Source organism: Kitasatospora sp. NPDC089509 (assembly GCF_044749365.1).
GTDB lineage: Bacteria > Actinomycetota > Actinomycetes > Streptomycetales > Streptomycetaceae > Kitasatospora.
Genome location: NZ_JBIVHS010000001.1, coordinates 136703 through 154765 on the forward strand (window position 1 = coordinate 136703; position 18063 = coordinate 154765).

At 72.9% G+C, this 18063-nt stretch carries 16 protein-coding genes; 14 read left to right on the forward strand and 2 right to left on the reverse strand.

Annotated features, from left to right (window positions below):
• Nucleotides 1-21: 21 nt before the first annotated feature.
• Genes ACIP4P_RS00445 through ACIP4P_RS00455 form a run of 3 tightly spaced genes read left to right on the forward strand, consistent with a single transcriptional unit; the run spans nt 22 to nt 3574 of the window.
• Nucleotides 22-1191 carry a nucleotide disphospho-sugar-binding domain-containing protein gene (locus ACIP4P_RS00445; protein WP_400913178.1) on the forward strand — a complete coding sequence of 390 codons (1170 nt, stop codon included), beginning with the start codon at nt 22-24 and terminating at the stop codon, nt 1189-1191.
• Nucleotides 1192-1217: 26 nt separating this feature from the next.
• Complete coding sequence (locus ACIP4P_RS00450; RefSeq protein ID WP_400913181.1) at nt 1218-2615, forward strand: NDP-hexose 2,3-dehydratase family protein; 1398 nt, start codon at nt 1218-1220, stop codon at nt 2613-2615.
• Nucleotides 2612-3574: a Gfo/Idh/MocA family protein gene (locus ACIP4P_RS00455; RefSeq protein WP_400913183.1), complete on the forward strand. Its 963-nt coding sequence runs from the start codon at nt 2612-2614 to the stop codon at nt 3572-3574. The genes ACIP4P_RS00450 and ACIP4P_RS00455 overlap by 4 nt, the downstream gene beginning before the upstream one ends.
• A gap of 47 nt (nt 3575-3621) precedes the next feature.
• Here the strand turns inward: ACIP4P_RS00455 and ACIP4P_RS00460 are convergent, their stop codons facing one another.
• The gene (locus ACIP4P_RS00460) at nt 3622-4215 is read right to left on the reverse strand and encodes a TetR/AcrR family transcriptional regulator (protein ID WP_400913185.1); all 594 of its coding nucleotides are present in this window, start codon (nt 4213-4215) and stop codon (nt 3622-3624) included.
• Between the two features lie 124 nt (nt 4216-4339).
• Here ACIP4P_RS00460 and ACIP4P_RS00465 point away from each other — a divergent pair, with 124 nt between their 5' ends.
• The 11 genes from ACIP4P_RS00465 (at nt 4340) to ACIP4P_RS00515 (ending at nt 16447) form a co-directional block, all read left to right on the forward strand.
• A complete protein-coding gene (locus ACIP4P_RS00465) occupies nt 4340-5974 on the forward strand; it encodes a DHA2 family efflux MFS transporter permease subunit (RefSeq protein WP_400913187.1) in 1635 nt (544 codons plus the stop codon).
• Between the two features lie 44 nt (nt 5975-6018).
• Nucleotides 6019-6597 (forward strand): dTDP-4-dehydrorhamnose 3,5-epimerase family protein, encoded by a 579-nt coding sequence (locus tag ACIP4P_RS00470; RefSeq protein ID WP_400913189.1) that lies wholly within the window; start codon nt 6019-6021, stop codon nt 6595-6597.
• A 418-nt stretch (nt 6598-7015) separates the two neighbouring features.
• On the forward strand, nt 7016-8197 hold the full coding sequence (locus ACIP4P_RS00475) for a nucleotide disphospho-sugar-binding domain-containing protein (protein WP_400913191.1): 1182 nt from the start codon (nt 7016-7018) through the stop codon (nt 8195-8197).
• Nucleotides 8198-8257: 60 nt separating this feature from the next.
• Nucleotides 8258-9325: a glucose-1-phosphate thymidylyltransferase gene (locus tag ACIP4P_RS00480; RefSeq protein ID WP_400913193.1), complete on the forward strand. Its 1068-nt coding sequence runs from the start codon at nt 8258-8260 to the stop codon at nt 9323-9325.
• On the forward strand, nt 9322-10302 hold the full coding sequence (gene rfbB, locus ACIP4P_RS00485; protein WP_400913195.1) for a dTDP-glucose 4,6-dehydratase: 981 nt from the start codon (nt 9322-9324) through the stop codon (nt 10300-10302). Before ACIP4P_RS00480 ends, rfbB begins: the two co-directional genes overlap by 4 nt.
• Nucleotides 10299-11267, forward strand: coding sequence for an NAD-dependent epimerase/dehydratase family protein (locus tag ACIP4P_RS00490; protein ID WP_400913196.1), 969 nt, complete (start codon nt 10299-10301; stop codon nt 11265-11267). Before rfbB ends, ACIP4P_RS00490 begins: the two co-directional genes overlap by 4 nt.
• Nucleotides 11268-11306: 39 nt before the next feature.
• Nucleotides 11307-12614 (forward strand): lipopolysaccharide biosynthesis protein RfbH, encoded by a 1308-nt coding sequence (gene rfbH / locus ACIP4P_RS00495; RefSeq protein WP_400913198.1) that lies wholly within the window; start codon nt 11307-11309, stop codon nt 12612-12614.
• Between the two features lie 32 nt (nt 12615-12646).
• On the forward strand, nt 12647-13402 hold the full coding sequence (locus ACIP4P_RS00500) for an NAD-dependent epimerase/dehydratase family protein (protein WP_400913201.1): 756 nt from the start codon (nt 12647-12649) through the stop codon (nt 13400-13402).
• A 37-nt stretch (nt 13403-13439) separates the two neighbouring features.
• Complete coding sequence (locus ACIP4P_RS00505; protein WP_400913204.1) at nt 13440-14693, forward strand: activator-dependent family glycosyltransferase; 1254 nt, start codon at nt 13440-13442, stop codon at nt 14691-14693.
• Nucleotides 14694-14723: 30 nt separating this feature from the next.
• Nucleotides 14724-15308 carry an NADPH-dependent FMN reductase gene (locus tag ACIP4P_RS00510; protein WP_400913206.1) on the forward strand — a complete coding sequence of 195 codons (585 nt, stop codon included), beginning with the start codon at nt 14724-14726 and terminating at the stop codon, nt 15306-15308.
• Entirely contained in the window at nt 15305-16447 is a 1143-nt protein-coding gene (locus ACIP4P_RS00515; RefSeq protein ID WP_400913208.1) for a hydrolase, read from the forward strand. Before ACIP4P_RS00510 ends, ACIP4P_RS00515 begins: the two co-directional genes overlap by 4 nt.
• A 55-nt stretch (nt 16448-16502) precedes the next feature.
• On the opposite strand, the gene ACIP4P_RS00520 is transcribed toward ACIP4P_RS00515, so the two are convergent.
• The gene (locus tag ACIP4P_RS00520) at nt 16503-18035 is read right to left on the reverse strand and encodes a fatty acyl-CoA synthetase (RefSeq protein WP_400913210.1); all 1533 of its coding nucleotides are present in this window, start codon (nt 18033-18035) and stop codon (nt 16503-16505) included.
• Nucleotides 18036-18063 lie beyond the last annotated feature (28 nt).

The window sequence follows — 18063 nt, forward strand, 5'->3', positions numbered from 1 at the left end:
CCACCCCGGCAGGAGAGTCAGATGCGCGTCCTCTTGATCACCACACCGGTGTCCACCCACCTCACCCCCCTCGTTCCGCTGGCCTGGGCGATCCGGGCGGCCGGCCACGAGCTGCTGGTCGCCGGACGCACGGACGTGATGGCGGCCGCCGCGTCGGCCGGCCTGAACGCCGTCGAAATCGGCGGCCCGATGAACGTCGACGAGAAGCTGGCGAGCCGGCTCGCGCCGGGCCTGCGGCCGTTGGAGTCCGGCCCGCGGCCGGACCTGGAGCTGCTGACCAACATCGGGCGGCTGTGGATGCCGGCGACCCTTGAGGCGCTGCCGCAGTACCTGGAGGTGGCCCGGCGGTTCGCCCCGGACCTGATCGTCGCCGACACGCTCGAGTACCTCTCGCTGCTGCTGGGCGAGGAGCTCGGGATCCCGGTGGTCCACCACCGCTGGGGGGTCGACCCGGTCTCCGGCCAGGCCCGCACCGCCGGCCGGGACGGTCTGCGGGAGGCCTACGAGCGCCTCGGCCTGACGGACCTGCCGGACCCGACGCTGCTGCTGGACCCGTGCCCGCCCAGCCTCCAGCTGCCGGACATCGCCCCGGGCGCCCCGATCCGCTTCGTGCCGTTCAACGGCAACGGGGCGATGCCCGAGTGGCTCCGCGACTCCCCGGCCGGCGGGGACGGACGCAAGCGGGTGGTGGTCTCGCTGGGCGGGCGCACCATCGAGTACAACGGCGAGGGCCTGTTCCGGCACCTCGTCGAGGCCTTCGACCGACTGCCGGACGTGGACGCCGTGGTGACGGTGCAGCCGGAGTACCACGCCGCGCTGGGCCCGCTGCCCGCCAATGTGCGGCTGGTCGAGCCCGCCCCGCTGACCTTCCTGCTCGACTCCTGCGCGGCGGTGGTCCACCACGGCGGCGCGGGGAGCGCGATGACGGCGACCCGGTACGGCCTGCCGCAGCTCGTCCTGCCCCAGGTGGTCGACCAGTTCTGGTGCGCCGAACAGCTGGCCGGGGCGGGCGCCGCCCTCGCCCTGGACGACGCGGCCGCGCAGGACGACCCCGCCCGGGTGAGCGAGGCCGTGCGGGACCTGCTCGACGACCCGCGCTACGCCAAGGCGGCCGGCGAGCTGGGCACCGAGATGGCCGGCATGCCCTCGCCGGCCCGTGTGGTCGCCGACCTCGAACAGCTGACCCGATGACCAGTCACCCCAGGAGGAACCCGCCGATGGGACCCAGCCCCGCCGAGCACGCCCAGCTGCGCCCCCGCGAGGACGCCGCGCTGGCCGACCGGCTCGCCCGCTCCGCCGCCGCCGTGGCCGGTTCGCACCTGGCCACCGGGGACTTCGCCGACTGGCTCGCCGGCCGCGGCCGGGCGCACCGGTTCGAGGTCGACCGGATCCCGTTCGCCGAGCTGGAGGGCTGGTCCTTCGACGAGGCCACCGGGAACCTCGGGCACCACAGCGGGCGTTTCTTCAGCGTCGAGGGCCTGCGGGTCACGCTCGGCGACGGACCGGTCCGGCACTGGGAGCAGCCCATCATCAAGCAGCCCGAGGTGGGCATCCTGGGCATCCTGGTCAAGGAGTTCGACGGGGTGCTGCACCTGCTGATGCAGGCCAAGATGGAGCCCGGCAACCCCAATCTGCTGCAGCTGTCGCCGACCGTGCAGGCCACCCGCAGCAACTACACCAAGGTGCACAAGGGCAGCGACGTCAAGTACATCGAGTACTTCACCGACCCGGCCCGCGGCCGGGTGCTGGCCGACGTGCTGCAGTCCGAGCACGGCTCCTGGTTCTTCCGGAAGTCCAACCGCAACATGCTGGTCGAGGCGGTCGGCGAGGTCCCCGAGCACGAGGACTTCTGCTGGCTGACGCTCGGCCAGGTGAACGAGCTGCTGCACCGCGACAACGTGGTCAACATGGACTCGCGCACGGTGCTGTCCTGCATCCCGGTGGCGGACCCGCAGCCGCGGGCGCTGTTCGAGGACACCGAGGTGCTGTCCTGGTTCACCGCCGAGCGCTCCCGCCACGAGGTGTCGGCGGAGCGGATCCCGCTGGCGTCCGTGCAGGGCTGGCAGCGCGGTGAGTCCTCCATCGACCACCAGGACGGCCGTTTCTTCCGCGCCGTGGCGGTCCGGGTCCGGGCCGGCAGCCGGGAGGTGGCCAGTTGGACCCAGCCGCTGTTCGAGCCGGTCGGGCGGGGGGTGACCGCCTTCCTGACCCGGACCGTCGACGGCGTGCGGCACGTCCTGGTGCACGCGCGGGTCGAGGGCGGCTTCCTCGACACGGTCGAGCTCGGCCCCACCGTCCAGGCCACCGAGGGCAACCACGCGCACCTGCCGGCCGAGGACCGTCCGCCCTTCCTGGACGCGGTGCTCACCGCCGGGCCGGACCGGATCCACTACCAGGCCGTCCACTCGGAGGAGGGCGGCCGCTTCCTGAACGCCGAGAGCCGCTACCTGATCGTCGAGGCGGACGAGCGGACGGCCGCGGCACAGCCGCCGGAGGGCTTCCGCTGGGTCACCCCCGGCCAGCTCACCTCGCTGGTCCGGCACGGCCACTACGTCAACGTGCAGGCGCGCACCCTGCTGGCCTGCCTCAACGCCACGGCGGTACCGGCCCGATGAAGCCGCTGCGCCTGGGCGTCATGGGCTGCGCCGAGATCGCCCGCCGCCGGATGCTGCCTGCGATGGCGGCCGACGAGCGGATCGAACTGGTGGCGGTCGCCAGCCGGGACGGCCGCACGGCGGCGGAGACGGCCCGGCCGTACGGCTGCCGACCGGTCACCGGCTACGCCGAACTGCTCGGCCTGGCCGAGCTGGACGCGGTCTACGTCCCGCTGCCCGCCGCGCTGCACGCCGAGTGGGTGGCGGCGGCGCTGGACGCCGGCAAGCACGTGCTGGCCGAGAAGCCGCTCACCACGGAGGTCGACCGGACCCGTGAGCTGGTCGGGCTGGCCGAGCGGCGCGGTCTGGTGCTGATGGAGAACGTGATGTTCGTCCACCACCCCGGGCACGAGGCCGTCCGGCGGCTGGTGGCCGACGGCGCGATCGGTGAACTGCGGTCGTTCCGGGCGGCGTTCACCATCCCGGCGCTGCCGTCGACCGACATCCGGCACCGGCCCGAGCTGGGCGGCGGCGCCCTGTGGGACGTCGGCGTCTATCCGCTGCGGGCGGCCCTGCACTTCCTGGGGGACCGGCTGCAGGTGCTGGGTGCCACGCTGGAGACCGTCCCGGGCCGGCAGGTGGAGACCGGCGGCGCGGTCCTGCTGCGGACGCCCGAAGGCGTCACCGCGCAGCTGGAGTTCGGCATGGAGCACGCCTATCGCTCGGGCTACGAGCTGGTCGGCAGTACCGGTCGGATCGCCCTGGAGCGGGCCTTCACCCCGCCCGCCGACCACCGGCCGGTGCTCCGGCTGACCGGCGCCTCGGGCACCGAGGAGATCGAGCTGCCGGCCGCCGACCAGGTCGCGCTCACCCTGGCGGCGTTCACCGCGGCGGTGCGGGCCGGCGCCGGCGCCGCGGCCGGGGACTGCCTGGCGCAGGCCGACCTGCTGGACGCGGTGCGCCGCGCGGCGGTGCGCTGAGGGTCCTGGCCCGGTCCGGCCGATCGTGCCGGACCGGGCCGAGCCGGTCACCGGCCGCCGGTGTGCGCGGCGGCCAGCAGTTCCAGTCCGAGGTCCAGCAGGGCCTTGCGCTTCTCCTCGGCCTCGCCGGGCAGGGCGTAGAGCGAGAACGCACCGAAGTGCACCGTCATCAACGCGCTGGAGGCCCTGACCTGGGCCTCCAGTGGCGCTTCCGGCAGGTAGATCAGCCGGGCCAGGGCGGCCACCCGGTCGTTCAGCGTCTGACCGATGCTCAACTTGCGCAGGGCCGACTGGTTCTCCTGCATCAGCCGGAAGAGCGGGGCGGCGGCGGTGAGCGTCTCGCTGTACCGGGTGAGCAGCTCCTGCCGGGTCCGCAGGGTCGGGGGCTGCTGCTCGCCCCAGGCGATCAGCTCGTCGATCGGGCCGCCCAGTCCCTCGGCGACGCTGACCAGGATGTCCTCCTTGGACTTGAAGTGGTAGTAGAGCGCGGCGTGGGTGACGCCCAGTTCCTCGGCGATCTCCCGTAGCGAGGCGGCCTCGTAGCCGCGCTCCAGGAAGTGCCGCAGCGCGATCTCCTGGATCTCCCGACGGGTGTCCCTCCTGCGGCTGCGGGTGTTCGCCGTGGTTGCCCGGGTGGCCAATGTCCGTCCCACCTTCCTTACTTGACGTTTGGTAAGTAGAGCCCCTACCTTCTCCATCGTACCCAATTAACCAACCGGTAAGTAAGTGGCCGTGCGGGGGAGACCCGTGTGGTCCTGAAGGGGCGTGGACGCCATCTCGCAGAACCCGACGCCGGCCGTCGTGCCGGTCCCGCCGCCGCCGACCCGCGCCACGTACGTCGTGATGGCCGCGGCGGTGCTGGCGATGCTGCTCGCCTCGCTGGACAGCCTGATCCTGGGCACCGCGATGCCCACCATCGTCGGCGACCTCGGCGGCCTCGACCACCTCTCCTGGGTGGCCTCCGGCTACATGCTGGCCACCGCCGCCGCCACCCCGATCTGGGGCAAGCTCGGCGACATGTACGGCCGCAAGGGCTGCTTCCTCGCCTCCATCACGCTCTTCCTGGTGGGCTCCGCCCTCTGCGGCCTCGCCCAGTCGATGGGCCAGCTGATCGGCCTGCGGGTGCTGCAGGGCCTGGGCGGCGGCGGTCTGATGGTCGGCGCGCTGTCGCTGATCGGCGAGCTGGTCACGCCGCAGGCCCGGGGCAAGTTCCAGGCCATGGCCTCGACCTCGATGGGGGCCGCGATGGTCGCCGGACCGCTGGTCGGCGGCTTCCTCACCGACCACCTCGGCTGGCGCTCCTGCTTCTACGTCAACGTGCCGATCGGCGTGCTGGCCCTGGTGATGATCGCCGTCGCGCTGCGGATCCCCGCCCGCCGCGCCTCCGGGCGGATCGACTACCTGGGCGCCGTCCTGCTGTCGACCGCGATCGTCTCGCTGGTGCTGATGACCACCTGGGCCGGCACCAAGTACGACTGGGTGTCGGTGCAGATCATCGGTCTCGGGGTGCTCGCCGTCGCCGCCACCGTGGGGCTGATCGCCGTCGAGCGCCGGGTCGCCGAACCGGTGCTGCCGCTCGCCATCTTCCGCAGCCGCAACTTCTGCTGGGCGAACGTGCTGGCCTTCCTGAGCGGCTTCGTGATGGTCGCCGCGATGACCTTCCTGCCGATCTTCCAGCAGACCGTGCAGGGCGCCTCGGCCACCAACGCCGGCCTGCTGATGCTGCCGCTGCTGCTGTCGATGGTGGCCGTCAACCTGTTCGCCGGTCAACTCATCTCCGGCAAGGGCGACTTCACCCGCTACGCGCTGATCGGCTCGGCGCTGATCGCGCTCGGCGTCTTCCTGCTCTCGCTGATGGACATCGGGACCGGCCCGTGGGTCACCGGCGCCTACATGGCCGTGTTCGGCGCCGGCCTGGGCTTCGCGACGCAGGTGACCCTCTCGGTCGGCATGGAGAGCGTGGGGCGGGCCCACCTCGGGGTGTCCTCCTCCACCGTCACCCTCTCCCGCACCCTCGGCGGCTCCTTCGGCGTCTCGCTGGCCGGCATCGTCTTCGCCCAGCAGATGGCCGACGGCGCCAAGAAGATGGCCGGCGGCCACGGTGGTCCGGGTGGTCCGGGCGGTCCCGGCGGCCCCGGCGCCCACCCCGCGCCCTCCGCCGGTGCGCACCTGAGCGCCGAGAGCCTGCGCGCCCTGCCGGCCGCCGCCCGCGACGCCTACGAGCACGCCGTCGCCAGCGGCACCCACCAGGTCTTCGTGTACTGCACGGTGGCCGGCGTGCTGGCCTTCGCGAGCGCCTGGTTCATCCGCACCCGCACCCAGGTCGCCGCGGTCGCCGCCGCCGCTGCCGCTGCCGCCGCGGCGAAGATGCCCTCCGCCGAGTCCGCGGCGGCCCACTGACCGGGCGCCGCCCGGCGGAACCCATCGAGGGAACGGGAAATACCATGCGGATAGCCGAGACCGGCATTCCCGGCGTGTACGTGGTGGAACCGAAGCTGCTCGTCGACGAACGCGGCTCGTTCTTCGAGTCGGTGCGCACCGAGGAGCTCGGCCGGATCGTCGGAGAGCCGTTCGTGCCGCGCCAGATCAACTATTCGGTGTCCCGGCGCAACACGCTGCGCGGACTGCACAGCGTGACCATTCCGCCGGGCCAGGCGAAGTTCGTGTCGTGCGTGCGCGGTGCGCTGCGGGATTTCGTGGTCGATCTCCGGGTCGGCTCGCCGACCTTCGGCCGGTACGAAAGCAACCTGTTGGACGACGCCACCGGGCGGGCCGTCTACATTCCCGAGGGCGTCGCCCACGGATTCCTCGCGCTGACCGACGACAGCTGCATCTGCTACGTGCTGTCCAGCGCCCACGTCCCGGGCACCCAGATCGACATCGATCCGCTGGACCCGGACCTCGCCATCCCGTGGGGATTCACCGAACTGCCGGTGATCTCCCCGAAGGACCGGTCCGCTCCCTCGCTGGCCGACGCCCTGTCGGCGGGCATCCTCGCCGAGTGGCGGCCGCGGCGGGCCTGACGGCCACCGACGGCCCCGGCCACCCGCCGGCCCCCGCACGACCCCCGTGCCCCGGTCGGACCCACACCCCTGAGGTGGGTCCGAGCGGGGCATCCGGCGTTTCCGGGACGGCCGGCCGCGCCCGCCGTCGCGGCGGCCGCCGAAAACCCCGGCGCGTGATCTGCGCCACATTTTGCACTGCGCTGACATTCCGCTTGCGGGGCGTTTTCAAATTGACCCGGGCCTGGCCCGGCCATGACCTGACCGGAATTTCCTTCCCTTGACGCCGGAGAAGGCAGGCCAGAGGATATTCGTGTCACCTCGACGCGGTTGTGCGGGCGAATACGGCTCCCCATCGCACCGGTTCGAGAAATTGACCGACATAATCCCGCCGCCCGTTCCGCTGGAATTTGGAACCCGTCCAGGACTAGGGAAAACGATGCGCGCTCTCTTCGTCGTCACGCCCGACGGCGGTCATCTGACGCCACTCGCGCCACTCGCTTGGGCGCTCCGTGGCGCGGGGCACGAGGTGCTCGTGCTGGGCCAGCCCGACGTGCAGGCCGCGGCCGCGGGCGCGGGGCTGAGTGCCGCCGGCGTCGGCGACTGGTACGGGATGACCGAGCTGATCCGCGGCAGCCTGCCGTACGGCGGCCGTCCGATCGAGTTCTGGGGGCACCCGTCACGCAACGGCGACCCCGGCAACTTCGCCGCCTTCTGGGCGGCGCACAACGAGACCGTGCTGGCCGGGTACCTGGAGATCGCCCGGGCCTTCGGTCCGGACCTGATCGTCGCCGACGGCCTGGAGTACTGCTCCCTCATCATGGGCGGGCTGTTGGACGTCCCGGTCGTGCACCACCGTTGGGGCGTCGACCCGTTGAGCGGCACCACCCGCGTCCAGGCGCGGGAGGCCCACCGCAAGCTGCTCGACGCCCACGGGCTCGCCGAACTGCCGGACCCCGTCGTCCTCCTGGACCCGTGCCCGCCGTCGCTGCAGTTGCCGGACATCGAGCCGGGCACGCCGATCCGGCACGTGGACTCGCACGGCAACGGCGCGCTGCCCGACTGGCTCCACCAGGAGTGGGTCGACGCGGGCCGGGCCACCGGGCGCCGCCGGCGCGTGGTGGTCTCGGTGGGCCGCAATGTGCTGGCCCTCAACGGTGTGGGGATGGTGGCCGGGATCCTGCGGGCCTGCGGCGAACTGCCCGGGGTCGACGCGATCGCCACCGTCCACAAGGCCTACCGCGAGGAACTCGGCCCGGTGCCGGACAACGTCCGGCTGATCGAGCCCACCCCGCTGAACCTGCTGCTCACCGAGCACGACGTGGTCGTGCACCACGGCGGTGCGGGCACCACCATGAGCGCCACCTGGCGCGGCCTTCCGCAGCTCGTCCTGCCCCAGCTGGCCGACCAGTTCGCCCACGGCCAACGGCTGACCGAGCTGGGGGCCGGCCTCACGCTGGACGAGGCGGAGGATCAGAACAACCCGGCCACGATCACCGCGGCCCTCGCAGACCTGCTGGCCAAGCCCGGCTTCAAGACGGCGGCCGACGAACTGCGCCACGAGATGGCCTGGATGCCCACCCCGGCCCAGGTCGTGCGCGACCTGGAGAAGCTGCTCTGACCCACGGTCGGCACCGCCGGATCGCGCACCGCACTCCACACCCGTGAGGAGAGTCCTTCCATGAAAGCTCTGGTCCTCGCAGGCGGGACAGGGACCCGTCTGCGGCCTTTCAGCTACTCCATGCCCAAGCAGCTCATCCCGGTGGCCAACCGGCCGGTCCTGGAGCACGTGCTGGAGTCCGTCCGTGACCTCGGGGTCACCGAGATCGGGCTCATCGTCGGAGAGCACGAGCAGCAGATCGCCGAGGTGCTCGGCGACGGCGACCGGCTCGGCGTGCGACTGACCTACCTGCGCCAGGACGCCCCGCGGGGGCTGGCGCACACGGTCGCCATCGCCCGCGAGTTCCTGGGCGACGACGACTTCGTCATGTACCTGGGCGACAACATGCTCCCCGAGGGCGTGGCGGACATCGCCGCCGACTTCCGGGCCGCCCGGCCCGCCGCCCAGGTCGTGGTGTACAAGGTCGCCGACCCGCGCGCCTTCGGCGTGGCCGAACTCGGCCCGGACGGCGAGGTGTTGCGCCTGGTGGAGAAGCCCGCCGAGCCGCGCAGCGACCTCGCGCTGATCGGCGTGTACTTCTTCACCCCCGCCATCCACGAGGCGGTGGCCGCGATCCGGCCCAGCGCCCGCGGCGAGCTGGAGATCACCGACGCCATCCAGTGGCTGGTGGAGTCGGGGGCCGATGTGCGGGCCCGCGAGTACAGCGGCTACTGGAAGGACACCGGCCGGGTCGAGGACGTGCTGGCCTGCAACCGCCGCCTGCTCGACGACCTGACCCCGGAGATCGCCGGCGAGGTGGACGAGGCGACCAGGGTGATCGGTCGCGTGGTCATCGAGGCCGGTGCCAAGGTCACCGCCTCCCTGATCGAGGGCCCGGCGATCATCGGCGCCGGCACCGTGGTGGACGCCGCGCACGTCGGCCCGTACACCGCGCTGGGCCGCGACTGCGTGCTGCACGCCACCCACGTCGACGACTCGATCATCCTCGACGGCGCCGAGGTCTCCAACGCCGGTCGGCTGAACGCCTCGCTGATCGGCCGCGCGGCCACCGTCAACTCCGGCGCCCAGGGCGCCGCGCACCACCGGCTCATCGTCGGCGATCACACCCACGTGGAGGTGGCGGCATGAGGCTCCTGGTCACCGGCGCAGCCGGATTCATCGGATCGACCTACGTCCGGGCCATGTTGGACGGTCGCTTCCCGGGGTACGAGGACGCCCGGGTGACCGTGGTGGACAAGCTCACCTACGCGGGCAACCGGGCCAACCTGCCCGCGCACCACCCCCGCCTGGAGTTCGTCCAGGGCGACATCTGCGACCTGCCGCTGCTGCTCGACCTGCTGCCCGGCCACGACGCGGTGGTGCACTTCGCCGCCGAGTCGCACGTGGACCGCTCCATCGAGGCCGCCGCCGACTTCGTGCACACCAACGTGGCCGGCACCCAGAACGTCCTGGAGGCCTGCCTGCGCACCGGTGTCCAGCGGGTGGTGCACATCTCCACGGACGAGGTGTACGGCTCCATCGAGCAGGGCTCCTGGACCGAGGACTGGCCACTGCTGCCCAACACCCCGTACGCCGCCTCCAAGGCGGGCTCCGACCTGATCGCCCGGTCGTACTGGCGGACCCACGGCCTGGACCTGTCGATCACCCGCTGCTCCAACAACTACGGGCCGTACCAGCACCCCGAGAAGCTCATCCCGCTGTTCATCACCAACCTGCTCAAGGGCGAGCAGGTGCCGCTCTACGGCGACGGCCGCAACATCCGCGAGTGGCTGCACGTGGACGACCACTGCCGGGGCATCCAGCTGGTGCTGACCCGCGGCCGGGCCGGCGAGGTCTACAACATCGGCGGCGGCAACGAGCGCACCAACGTCGCCATCACCCACAAGCTGCTGGAGCTGTGCGGCCAGGACGAGTCGCTGGTCCGCCGGGTGGCCGACCGCAAGGGCCACGACCTGCGCTACTCGGTCGACGAGAGCAAGATCCGCGAGGAGCTCGGCTACGCCCCGGAGGTCTCCTTCGAGGACGGGCTGGCCGCCACCGTCGCCTGGTACCGGGACAACCCGGACTGGTGGACGCCGGTCAAGCACCCCGAGCCGTCGGCATGACGGCGTCCGCCGACGGCCGCTCACCGGCCGGACGCCGGGTGGTCGTCCTGGGCGGCAGCGGCTTCCTGGGGCGCCACCTGGGCGCCGCCTTCCGCCAGGCGGGCGCCGACGTCCTCACCGTCTCCCGCACCGCGCCCACGCAGCGCCATCCCACCCCCGGTGTGCGCGCGGCGGCGATGGACCTCACCGGGGCCGGCCCGGAACGGCTGGCGACCCTGCTCGCCGAGGCCGGGGCCGACCTGGTGGTCAACGCCGCGGGCGCGGTGTGGGGAGTCACCCCGGAGGAGATGCAGCGGGCCAACGCCGACCTGGTCGGCGACCTGGTCGAGGCCATGGCCGGACTCCCGGGCCGGCCGCGGCTGATCCAGCTCGGCACCGTGCACGAGTACGGCCCGGGCACGGTCGACCGCGGCACCCCGGAGTCGCACCCCCCGGCCCCGGTCACGCCCTACGGCCGGGTCAAGCTGCAGGCCGCGGACCGGGTGCTGGCCGCCGCCCGGTCCGACGCCCTGGACGGCGTGGTGCTGCGGATCGCCAACATCATCGGTCCCGGCACCCCGCCCGGCAGCCTGCTCGGCGGCCTCGCCGAGCGGGTGGCCCGGCTGCGCGAGGCGCCCGACCCGGACCCGGTGCTGGAACTGGCCCCGCTGCGCGCCAGCCGCGACTTCGTCGACGTCCGGGACGTGGTCGACGCGGTGCTGGCCGTGGCCGCCGCCCCGGCCGACCTGGTCTCCGGGGAGGTCGTCAACATCGGCAGCGGCCGGGCCGTACCGGTCCGGCACGCCGTCGAACGGCTGATCGCCCACAGCGGGTTGGCCCTGCGGCTGGTCGAGCGGGAGGCGGACACCGCCCGCACCGACGCCGAGTGGCAGCAACTGGACATCGCCAAGGCCGCGCGACTGCTCGGCTGGCAGCCCCGCCGCGACCTGGACAGCTCGCTCGGCGCGCTGGTGGCCACCGCATGAGCCCGAATGAGCACCGACACGAGAAGGACGGAGTGGGACATGAGTGACCTTCAGGCGCAGGTGCTCGAACAGGTCCGGGACTACCACCGGGCCCAGGCGGGCACCGGCGTGTTCGAGCCCGGCGTGACCGAGATCTGGCCCTCGGGCGCGGTGCTGGACGAGGAGGATCGGGTCGCGCTGGTCAAGGCCGCCCTGGAGATGCGGATCGCGGCCGGCCCGAACTCCCGCAAGTTCGAGTCGGCGTTCGCCCGCAAGCTCAAGCGCCGCAAGGCGCACCTGACCAACTCGGGGTCGTCGGCGAACCTGCTCGCGGTCTCGGCGCTGACCTCGCACCTGCTGGAGGACCGCCGGCTGCGGCCGGGCGACGAGGTGATCACGGTCGCCGCGGGCTTCCCGACCACGGTCAACCCGATCCTGCAGAACGGTCTGGTGCCGGTCTTCGTCGACGTCGAGCTCGGGACCTACAACACCACCGCGGACCGGGTCGCCCAGGCGATCGGGCCGAAGACCCGGGCGATCATCATCGCGCACGCCCTCGGTAACCCCTTCGAGGTCACCGAGATCGCCCAACTGGCCGACGAGCACGGCCTGTTCCTGATCGAGGACAACTGCGACGCGGTCGGCTCGACCTACGACGGGCAGCTCACCGGCTCGTTCGGCGACCTGTCGACGGTCAGCTTCTACCCGGCGCACCACCTGACCATGGGGGAGGGCGGCTGCGTGCTGACCTCCAACCTGGCGCTGGCCCGGATCGTGGAGTCGCTGCGCGACTGGGGCCGGGACTGCTGGTGCGAGCCGGGCGAGAACGACAAGTGCCTGAAGCGCTTCCAGTACCAGATGGGCACGCTGCCGGCCGGCTACGACCACAAGTACATCTTCTCGCACGTGGGTTACAACCTGAAGGCGACCGATCTGCAGGCCGCGCTCGGGCTCACCCAGCTCGCCCGGATCGACGAGTTCTGCGAGGCCCGGCGGCGCAACTGGCGCCGGCTGCGCGAGGGCCTGGACGGCGTGCCCGGGCTGCTGCTGCCCGAGGCGACCCGGCGCAGCGACCCCAGCTGGTTCGGCTTCGCGATCACCGTGGACCCGGAGGCCTCCTACAGCCGGGCCGGACTGGTCGACTTCCTGGAGTCGCGGCGGATCGGGACCCGCCGGCTGTTCGCCGGCAACCTCACCCGCCACCCCGCCTACATCGGTCAACCGCACCGCGTGGTCGGGGACTTGACCAACAGCGACATCATCACCGAACAGACCTTCTGGGTGGGCGTCTACCCGGCCCTGACCGACGAGATGCTCGACTACGTCGTCTCCTCGATCAAGGAATACGTCGGCGCGTCGGCCGCCTGAGCGGGCGGCCCCCACCTCGAAGGGAGTGATCCATGGAGATCATCGGAAACGGCTTCATCGCGCGAAGTCTCCAGCCGATCGCGGAGAAGTACCCGGACACGGTCGTCCTCGCGGCCGGCGTGTCCTGGGCCAGCGGCACCGCCGCCGCCGACTTCGACCGGGAGGCCCGGCTGCTGCACCGGACCGCCGCCGACTGCCGGCGCACGGGCCGGCGCCTGCTGTTCTTCTCCACGGCCGCCACCGGCATGTACGGGCTGGTGGACGGGCCGGGCCGGGAGGACCTCCCGGTCGTCCCCTGCACGCCCTACGGCGTGCACAAGCTGGCGCTGGAGGAGCAGCTGCGCGACTCGGGCGCGGACCACCTGGTGCTCCGACTCGGACACCTGGTGGGCCCCGGACAGCCGGCCCACCAGCTGCTGCCCACGCTGGTCCGGCAGATCCGCGACGGCGACGTGCGGATCCACCGCGGCGCGGCCCGCGACCTGATCGACGTCGCCGACGTGATCACCGTCATCGACCGGCTGCTCGCCCAGGACCTCTCCGGCGAGATCGTCAACGTCGCCTCCGGCGAGGCCGTACCGGTGGAGCTGATCGTCGACCGGCTGGAACTGGGGCTCGGCTGCACCGCCCGCCGCCACTACCAGGACGCCGGCACCCACCACGTCATCGCCATCGACAAGCTGCGCGCCCTCGTCCCGGAGACCGACCGGCTGGGCTTCGGCCCGCGCTACTTCGAGCGGATCGTCGACGACTTCGCCGCCACGGTCGTCGCCGCGACCGCGTCCTGACGACCGGGCCCCCACCGCCCGCCCCTGGAGAAACCTGATGCGTGTCCTGTTCACCGTGTTTCCCGCCACGGCCCACGTCTACCCGATCGTGCCGCTGGCCTGGGCCCTGCAGAACGCCGGCCACGACGTGCGGGTGGCCATCCACCCGGACGCCGTCGACCTGGTCACGGACGCGGGCCTGACCGCGATCCCGCTCGGCCGGCGGGAGATCCTCTCCAGTGTGGTCGAGTTCAACTCGAACCTCGACCTGCTCGACGGGCTGGACGACAGCTACGTCCTGGACACCGGTGCGGAGACCCCGCGCTGGGAGGCGCAGTGGTACGGCATGACCCAGGTGCTGTCCATGTTCACCCCGCTGCTGCAGGACCTGGTCGACCTCGCCGAGCGCTGGCGGCCCGACCTGGTGCTCTGGGACCCGTTCTGCCCGGTCGCCGCCGTCGCCGCCCGGATCACCGGCGCCGCCCAGGCCCGGATCCTGTGGGGCCAGGACAACATCGCCTGGCTGCGCACCAAGTCCAAGCAGCAGCTGGCGGCCCGCGGCGCGATGCCCGGCGAGGACCCGGTCAACACCCTGATGGCCCCGATGCTGAGCCGCTACGGCCTGGACTACGACGACGAGCTGCTGCTCGGCCAGTGGACCATCGACCCGATGCCGGCCGGGATGCGGCTGCCGCTCGACCTGCCCTACCAGACCCTGCGCCGGGTGCCCTACAACGGGGCGGCCGTCGTCCCGGACTGGGTGCTGGACCGGCTGGACCGCCCGCGGGTCTGCCTCACCCTCGGCGTCGGCGGCCGGGGCCGGCAGGTCTTCCGGGAGAGCGGCGTCTCCTTCCCGGAGATCGTCGCCACGCTCGCTGAACTGGACATCGAGCTGGTCGCCACCATCGACGCCAAGCAGCGCGAGCAGGTCACCACGGTGCCCGACAACGTCCGGCTGGTCGACTACGTCCCGCTCAGCCAGCTGCTGCCGACCTGCTCGGCGATCATCCACCACGGCGGCGGCGGCACCTTCGCCGCGGCGGTGGCCCACCAGGTGCCGCAGCTGATCACGCCCATGCCGTTCTGGGGCGAGCACATCACCGCCCAGTACGTGGCCGACCGGGGCGCCGGCCTGGTCATCCCCAGCGCCGAACTGACCGCCGGGAAGCTGCGCGACCAGCTCTCCCGACTCCTGACGGAGCCCACGTTCGGCGACGGCGTGGCCACCCTGTACCGGGAGATGCGCGAAGCCCCCGGCCCGGCCGAACTGGTGCCGGTCCTGGAGGACCTGACCACCAAGCACCGCAGCTGACCAGCTGCCTGTCGGAAGGAGAGCACCGCCATGTCCGCACCCCTCCCCCGTCTCGCCCTCATCGTGGGCAGCACCCGGACCGGCCGGCTGGGCAACACCGTCGCCCGCTGGTTCCTCGACCAGGCGACCGGCGCCGGCTACCGGGACGTCGACGTCATCGACCTCGCCGAGGCCGACCTGCCCGTGGTGATGCAGGAGTTCGGGGCGACCTCCCGCCCCGCGGCCGTCGAGGCGCTCTCGGTCCGGCTCGCCGCCGCCGAGGCGTTCGTGGTCGTGACGCCCGAGTACAACCACAGCTTCCCGGCCCCGCTGAAGAACGCCATCGACTGGTACCGGAACGAGTGGCACGCCAAGCCGGTCGGCTTCGTCTCCTACGGCGGGATCTCCGGCGGCCTGCGCGCGGCGGAACAGCTGCGCCCGGTCTTCGCCGAGGTCCACGCGGTCACCGTGCGGGACAGCGTCAGCTTCCACCACGCCTGGGAGCAGTTCGGACCGGACGGCCACCCGGTGGACCCGGCCGGGTGCAACCAGGCGGCCAAGACCATGCTGGACCAGCTCGACTGGTGGGCCCAGGCGCTCAACGAGGCCCGCGCCAAGCGGCCGTACAGCGCATGACGGCCGGGAAGCGGGGCACCGCGCCGACCGCCCTGACCGAGGCCGCCGAGCAGGTCGCCCGGGTGGCCGGCGAGCACGCCACCGCCTCGGAGCGGACCCGGACGCTGCACCCCGCGGTCGTCGACGCGATCCGCGGGGCCGGCTTCGCCCGGCACTTCGTGCCCACCGGGTACGGGGGCACCGGCGGCGGGGTGCTGGACCTGACCCGGGCCCTGGTCACCGTCGGCGAGCGGTGCGCCGCCGCCTCCTGGAGCGCCTCGATCGTCGCGGGCCTGAGCCGGATGACGGGCTTCCTGCCCGAGGCCGGACGCGCCCGCGTCTGGCAGGACGGCCCGGACGCCCTGGTGGTCGGCTCGCTCGCGCCGGTCGGCCGGGCCGTGCCGACCGGGGACGGCTGGCAGCTGTCCGGGACCTGGCCCTCGATCAGCGTGGTCGACCACTGCGACTGGGCCCTGTTCCGGGCCGTGGTCGGCGGCGACCCCAAGCACACCCGGGTGTTCGCCGTGCCCCGGGCCGACTTCCTGGTCAAGGACACCTGGACGACCATCGGCATGTGCGGCACCGGCAGCAACACCGTGGTGGTCGACGAGGTCCTGGTCCCGGAGGAACTGACCTTCCCCGCCGACGACCTGCTGAACGGCCGGCCGGACGCGGACCAGCCCTACCACCGGATCCCGCTCCAGGGCCTCAACGGACTGCTGTTCGCCGCCCCCGCCCTGGGCGCGGCCCGCGGGGCCTACGCCCACTGGTCGGGCTACGCCGGCGAGAAGATCCGCAGCCTGCCGGCCAAGCCGGGCGGCTCGGGGCCCAGCCGCACCCACTACGCGACCACCCTGGCCCGCTGCGCGGGGGAGCTCGACACGGTCGAGCTGCTGCTGGAGCGCGTCGCCAGGACCGCCGAGCAGGACGGCGGGCCCGGCCCGCTGGAGGTGGCGCGCAACAGCCGGGACTGCGCGCTGGCGAGCGAACTGCTGGTGACCGCGGTCAACCGGATGTTCGGCAATGCCGGCACCAGCGGCCAGTCGACGACCAGCCCGCTCCAGCGCTTCTGGCGGGACGTCAACAGCGCCGTCACCCACGTCGGCCTCCAGTTCGAGCCGGCCGCCCTCGGGTACGCCGCGCTGGCCGCCGGGCAGTAGCCGGCGGCGGGCCGGTTCCGGGCCGGTCGGCTCCGGGCCGGAACCGGGGGCCGGGTCAGCCCGTGAGCCGGGCCCGGAGCTCGCGCTTGAGCAGCTTGCCGCTCTGGTTGCGCGGCAGCTCGTCGACGAAGTGGACGTGCTTCGGGACCTTGAACGGCGCCAGCCGGCCCCGGACGTGGGCGATCAGCTCCGCCGCCGTGGGTGCGGCCGGGCCGGGGCGGAGCACCACGAAGGCGGTGACCGCCTCGATCCACTTCTCGTCGGGCGCGCCGACCACCGCGACCTCCGCCACGGCGGCGTGGCTGTACACCGCCTCCTCGACCTCCCGGGAGGCGACCAGCACCCCACCGGTGTTGATCACGTCCTTGATCCGGTCGACCACGGTGAGGTAGCCCGCCTCGTCGGCGACCACCAGGTCCCCGGAGTGGAACCAGCCGCCCCGGAAGGCCTCGGCGGTCTGCTCGGGCGCGTCCCAGTAGCCCAGGCACAGCTGCGGCGAGCGGTAGACGATCTCGCCGGGGGTGCCGGGCGGCACCTCGACGCCCGCCCGGTCGACGATCCGGGCCTCCACGAAGAGCACCGGGCGGCCGCAGGAGGCCGGCCGCTCCCGGTGCTCCTCGGGCCGCAGCACGGTGGTCAGCGGCCCGGCCTCGGACTGGCCAAAGCAGTTGTAGAAGCCCACCTGCGGGTAGCGCTCGCGCAGCCGGTCCAGCACGGCCACCGGCATGGCCGAGGCGCCGTACTGCGCCTTGCGCAGCGAGGACAGGTCGCGCCGGTCCAGGTCCGGGTGATTGGCGAGCGGCACCCAGACCGTCGGCGCCAGGAACAGCGAACCGATCCGGTCCGCCTCGATCCGCCGCAGCAGCTCGGGGACGTCGGGCGTCTCCAGCAGCAGCACCGAGGCCCCGACCGCGAGGTAGGGCAGTAGGAAGACCTGCATGGCGGCCGAGTGGTAGAGCGGCATGCAGACCAGCGGGCGGTCGTCCTCGTGCAGGTCGAGGGCGTGGATGGTGGACAGATAGGCGTGCACCAGGGCGCGGTGGGTCATCATCGCGCCCTTGGGCCGCGAGGTGGTGCCGGAGGTGTACAGCAGCTGGACGAGGTCGGTGTCCGCCGCCCCGGCGTCCAGCTCGGGCACCGGACCGGCCATCGCCACGCCCAGCAGGTCGGCGTCGGCCCCGCCGTCGTGCAGCGGCAGCAGGTGCTCGACGGCCAGTCCCGTCCGGACCCGTTCGACCTCCGGGCGCAGCGCCGGGTCGACCAGCACCGCCCGACTGCCGGACTGGCCGAGCAGGTGCCGCAGCTCCTCGCCGGTGAGGGCGTGGTTCACCGGGACGTGCACCAGCCCGGCCCGGGCGCAGGCGAGGAAGCCGATCGCGTACGCGTCGGAGTTGCGCCCGTACGCCGCGACCCGGTCGCCGGGGCGCAGGCCCAGAGCCAGCAGGTGCCCGGCCGCGCGGCTGACCGCCTCGTCCAGCCGCCGGTACGTCCAGCTGCGCTCGGCGAAGGTGAGCGCCGTGCGGTCGGGGGAGCGGCGGGCGCTGCGGCGCAGCAGTCCGTCGACGGTGTCGGCTCGGGGGTCGGTCATGCGTGCGGTCTCGCTTCCGGGTGCGGGG

What these genes read in the sequence shown, in the direction of transcription:
- ACIP4P_RS00445 (WP_400913178.1), top strand. Translation starts at nt 22, where the DNA reads ATGCGCGTCCTCTTGATCACCACACCGGTGTCCACCCACCTCACCCCC.
- ACIP4P_RS00450 (WP_400913181.1), top strand. Translation starts at nt 1,218, where the DNA reads ATGGGACCCAGCCCCGCCGAGCACGCCCAGCTGCGCCCCCGCGAGGAC.
- ACIP4P_RS00455 (WP_400913183.1), top strand. Translation starts at nt 2,612, where the DNA reads ATGAAGCCGCTGCGCCTGGGCGTCATGGGCTGCGCCGAGATCGCCCGC.
- ACIP4P_RS00470 (WP_400913189.1), top strand. Translation starts at nt 6,019, where the DNA reads ATGCGGATAGCCGAGACCGGCATTCCCGGCGTGTACGTGGTGGAACCG.
- ACIP4P_RS00475 (WP_400913191.1), top strand. Translation starts at nt 7,016, where the DNA reads ATGCGCGCTCTCTTCGTCGTCACGCCCGACGGCGGTCATCTGACGCCA.
- ACIP4P_RS00480 (WP_400913193.1), top strand. Translation starts at nt 8,258, where the DNA reads ATGAAAGCTCTGGTCCTCGCAGGCGGGACAGGGACCCGTCTGCGGCCT.
- rfbB (WP_400913195.1), top strand. Translation starts at nt 9,322, where the DNA reads ATGAGGCTCCTGGTCACCGGCGCAGCCGGATTCATCGGATCGACCTAC.
- ACIP4P_RS00490 (WP_400913196.1), top strand. Translation starts at nt 10,299, where the DNA reads ATGACGGCGTCCGCCGACGGCCGCTCACCGGCCGGACGCCGGGTGGTC.
- rfbH (WP_400913198.1), top strand. Translation starts at nt 11,307, where the DNA reads ATGAGTGACCTTCAGGCGCAGGTGCTCGAACAGGTCCGGGACTACCAC.
- ACIP4P_RS00500 (WP_400913201.1), top strand. Translation starts at nt 12,647, where the DNA reads ATGGAGATCATCGGAAACGGCTTCATCGCGCGAAGTCTCCAGCCGATC.
- ACIP4P_RS00505 (WP_400913204.1), top strand. Translation starts at nt 13,440, where the DNA reads ATGCGTGTCCTGTTCACCGTGTTTCCCGCCACGGCCCACGTCTACCCG.
- ACIP4P_RS00510 (WP_400913206.1), top strand. Translation starts at nt 14,724, where the DNA reads ATGTCCGCACCCCTCCCCCGTCTCGCCCTCATCGTGGGCAGCACCCGG.
- ACIP4P_RS00515 (WP_400913208.1), top strand. Translation starts at nt 15,305, where the DNA reads ATGACGGCCGGGAAGCGGGGCACCGCGCCGACCGCCCTGACCGAGGCC.
- ACIP4P_RS00520 (WP_400913210.1), bottom strand. Translation starts at nt 18,035, where the DNA reads ATGACCGACCCCCGAGCCGACACCGTCGACGGACTGCTGCGCCGCAGC.